The sequence below is a fragment of the Elstera cyanobacteriorum genome (assembly GCF_002251735.1).
In the GTDB taxonomy this organism is placed as follows: Bacteria; Pseudomonadota; Alphaproteobacteria; order Elsterales; family Elsteraceae; genus Elstera; species Elstera cyanobacteriorum.
This window is the reverse complement of record NZ_NOXS01000002.1, coordinates 1-3146: the sequence shown is the minus strand read 5'-3', so window position 1 is coordinate 3146 and position 3146 is coordinate 1. Positions and strand designations below refer to the sequence as shown.

Here is a 3146-nt window from a genome sequence, read left to right as displayed (position 1 = left end):
GAATCACGTCACCAACCCCGACGCGAGGGGTTTTTCGAGGTGTCCATCTAATGAGGACAATGCGCGGAAACCGCCGATCGGCAGGCTTCGGTAGGCCGTCCATTGGTGATTCTGACACTGAGGGATCGCCTTACCGATGCCCTTCTGCGGTCTGGGGCCGAGAGTTAGCAAGAAGCGATTAACTTCAGCTCGGGTATTGACAGTTTCTTGGTTCTGGTGTGCGGCAAACAGGCCCGGGCTCAACTGTACCTAAGTTTTTTTACTTTGTTCGTAGCAATCCATCGCAAGGCAAGAATGTTAGGCAAACCTATTTGAATAGATCGCGGCAACGCGCCCCAAATTTAGCGCTTACAGTCAAGGTTGATCCTGTTACTGCTAGGTTATGGTGAAAACACGACGCATCGCCCCTGACGCCAAATTAGAAGCAATTTTGCAAGCAGCCGAAGGGCTATTCTCACAACAAGGTTATTCGGCGACCACTATAGCGGCCATCGCTGACCGCGCAGGCGTCGCCGTTGGAACGATTTATCGGTTCTTTCCCGAGAAGTCTGCACTCCTGCGCTCCCTCCACCAACGGGTCGCGGATCGAATGATTGAGGCGATGCGAATTGGCTGGCAAAGCGAACCTGACTTTGCCCAGCGCTTTTTACCAATGATCTGCGCGTTGTTCGATACTGCAGTGCGTGATCGTGAACTACTTATAGTCTTGCAGACAGCTCGTGATGCCAGCCCTGAGCAGTTCAGTAAGGCAATCGATAAAATAGTGACCGCAATCAGACATATGTATATTCAAGGTCTAGAATGCGGTATTTACCGCCAATTTGATCCGACTATTGCAGCTAACATCGCTTACGGAATGGTCGAAGGCGCTATGCGAGCTTTAATGGCCGGCAAAGCTAGTTTTCCGCGTAAGGTGCTGGAGGACCAACTGGCAACTGCAATGTCCAGTGTCTTTGTTCGCTGAGATATAGCATGCGGATCGCCCACCACTCGAACCGTTGGATAAACCAAGCCCGTTCGTCCTGCCGAATCCTCAGTTGGCCCGACAGGCCTTTTGTCAAATCTCTCGATAAATGACCACGAGGTGAAGCCTCTCTCTGCCGCGCGTACTTGATATGAGCCATGCCATATGGTATTTAACACCATATGAAAGCTGAGCGGATTTTCTATGACCGAATGGATCTGCCCGATGGGTCGATCATCGAAATGGTAATCTGGAAGCTCCCGGTGCCTGTGTTGGGAAGCGAGCATTCCCTGAAATACCGGCTCTATTATGGCCGAAACGGCCAGCGTCTGATCGGTTACGACAATGGACGAGGTAAGGGCGACCATCGGCACCTGGGCTGCATTGAAGAGCCCTATCTATTTACGACGGTCGAAGCCCTGGTCGGTGATTTCATTGAAGAAGTGAAACGGGAACGAGGTGAGCTATGAGTGACGCAAAAACCATCAATGTGTCGATCGGGTCGATCGATGACATGGGTGCCCGCTTCACCGCTGCATGGCACCGCGCCGAAAAGGGTGAGGCCGTTGGTGAGACGCACCTGACGTTTCAGGATCTTCCCACCCTCCTCGCGGCGCTAACACCGAAGCGTTTGGAATTGCTCCGCCATGTTCGTCGGAACGACGTACCCAGCGTCCGCGCCCTGGCACTCACGCTGAAGCGCGACTATCGTAACGTCCATCAGGATGTCGATGTCCTGTCCCGCCTCGGATTGCTCGAAAAGTCTGCGACAGCTGTTCGCGCACCGTTCGCAGAGGTGGACGCGCGCTTTGTCCTTTAGCAAACGAGACGACCACGAGGTGAAGGCCTTCTGCGCGTCCGAGAACTGCGATGCTTTCATCCTTTTCCGCTCCTCCCAACCAGGGAAATTCAGATGGAAAACTCTAACTCAAAACAGTCCAGTTTTTCGGGAGCACATCACAAGGGATCGGGCTCTACTTCAAATTGGGGGAAAAATGCCCAAGGCAGGTCACGATCAAGATTGGAGAAATGTGAAAATCACGCATAGGCGCAGTGCACTTTCGGCTCTTCACTCAAGAGCAGCCGCCTGAGCCGCGTCAGTACATCTGTTCCGTTCGACACGTCGGTGCTCGCAGTCTCCAGGGTGGCCTCATGTCCCGTAATTCGATGACGGGCATGAACCAAATCTTCGGGGCCAAGGCCCGGGTGATGGGGATAGAGCAACGTCAAGCGCGGAGCACAATAGAGCTGCGCGTACGCCATCATCTGATAGACGTCCGCTTGCGAGACCCCTTGCTTGGGGTCATCGATCCGAGAGGAAATCCGCTTCCACTTGGTGTCGATGACGTGGGTGATCGCGCCGCCTCGGCGAATCAGGATGTCGGGCTTGGTCTGGAACAGCCCTCTCTCGTTATCCTGGGCGCTCAGGCAGAACAGGCGCCCCCCTTGCAACGAGACGGTAAGCCCGGTTCCCGCAAGTGCTCGAGCAATCAATCGCCCGACATATTCTTCGAACAGTGCGTTCATCTCGAACAGCATAGCAGTGCCTTGACCTGCGCCACCTGTGGTCGTCTGATAGCGGTCCTGCAAAAATAGTTGGGCCATGACGAAGAGGTCCTGCCAGGACCGATTGGTACGATCGATGACAACCTCATCCCAGCGCAACTCTGAAACCGGCACATCGACGATGTCGGCATAGACGAAGGCCAACTCACGCAGGCGTTGCTGGTTGGCACTGCGCCGCGAGACGCGAAGAAGGCGAAGCACCGCCGCCTTCATGATCCGGTTCAACGCGATGTCTTCGGACAACAGATCGAACCGACAGGCAAGGCGCGAGGGGTTGACCGCATGGTGGGTGAACTGGCGGGTAATATCGAGCTGGCCACGCAAGGTAGGCAAGTCCTCCTCGTGCTCGATATATAGGCGCGGCATCCCCTTGCGCAGGGACGCGGTCAGCTTTTCGCAAAATATGCGGATCAGGATTTCGAGAAGTGTCTCGCGCTGCCAGGCAAGATCAGTGATGACGCCCAAGTCAATCTTGAGATCAAACGCTACAGCCAGCATATGGACCAGGCGTTTACGGATCGCTGCGTTCTGATGATCGGGCGTTTCACCGGGCACCACGTCGATCTTTGGTAAGCGCGAATTTCTCAGCACCTTTTGAATTCATCGTGTTTTGGCA

At 54.6% G+C, this 3146-nt stretch carries 4 protein-coding genes; 3 read left to right on the top strand and 1 reads right to left on the bottom strand.

The features are described from left to right. Positions 1 to 382: 382 nt before the first annotated feature. The 3 genes from CHR90_RS00025 to CHR90_RS00015 all read left to right on the top strand — a co-directional run bounded on the left by CHR90_RS00025 (position 383) and on the right by CHR90_RS00015 (position 1784). Positions 383 to 964, top strand: coding sequence for a TetR/AcrR family transcriptional regulator (locus tag CHR90_RS00025; protein ID WP_094406464.1), 582 nt, complete (start codon positions 383 to 385; stop codon positions 962 to 964). A gap of 212 nt (positions 965 to 1176) precedes the next feature. Continuing rightward, complete coding sequence (locus tag CHR90_RS00020) at positions 1177 to 1434, top strand: toxin-antitoxin system TumE family protein (RefSeq protein WP_229671622.1); 258 nt, start codon at positions 1177 to 1179, stop codon at positions 1432 to 1434. Continuing rightward, a complete protein-coding gene (locus CHR90_RS00015; protein WP_094406460.1) occupies positions 1431 to 1784 on the top strand; it encodes an HVO_A0114 family putative DNA-binding protein in 354 nt (117 codons plus the stop codon). The genes CHR90_RS00020 and CHR90_RS00015 overlap by 4 nt, the downstream gene beginning before the upstream one ends. Before the next feature lie 218 nt (positions 1785 to 2002). On the opposite strand, the gene CHR90_RS00010 is transcribed toward CHR90_RS00015, so the two are convergent. Continuing rightward, positions 2003 to 3121, bottom strand: coding sequence for an McrC family protein (locus CHR90_RS00010; RefSeq protein WP_212668568.1), 1119 nt, complete (start codon positions 3119 to 3121; stop codon positions 2003 to 2005). Positions 3122 to 3146 lie beyond the last annotated feature (25 nt).